Consider the following 560-nt stretch of genomic DNA (forward strand, 5'->3'; position numbering starts at 1 on the left):
AAATGATGATAGAGTTTATAGTTTATCAAAACTTGATGATATGCTGGATAAAATGAATGAATTGGATAGAAATAGAGTGACTTCAAAAGTGTTTTATAAAGAACGTTGGATTAAAGAAAATGGATTAGAGCAAAAACTTATTGTTACTTTTTCTCTTAAATATAGAGATTATCAAAGAAGTATACGTAATACCCAGAGTGAACGTGCTGTTAAAAAAATAGATTCCAATCCTTCTAGAATCAATAAAGCTAATCAAAATGATTATAAAAGATTTATTAAGAAGACTAGTTGTACCAAAGATGGTGAAATAGCTGATAAAAACTTTTATAGTATTGATGATACTGTTATTGCAAAAGAAGAAGTATTTGATGGATTTTACGGTGTATGTACTAATCTTGAAGCTGATACTTCTGCAATAATTAAGATTAATAAAAGAAGGTGGGAGATTGAAGAATGCTTTAGAATCATGAAAACAGAGTTCAAGGCAAGACCTGTTTATTTAAACAGAGATGATTCTATAGAAGCACACTTATTAAGTCCAAGTTCATGATAAATTTGTT

1 pseudogene is annotated in these 560 nt (G+C 28.2%); it reads left to right on the forward strand.

Annotated features, from left to right (window positions below):
• A pseudogene (locus ACX6CF_RS25765) lies at window positions 1-529 on the forward strand (IS1634 family transposase); the annotation flags it as partial.
• Window positions 530-560: the final 31 nt, after the last annotated feature.

The sequence above is a fragment of the Vallitalea sediminicola genome, from assembly GCF_054408565.1.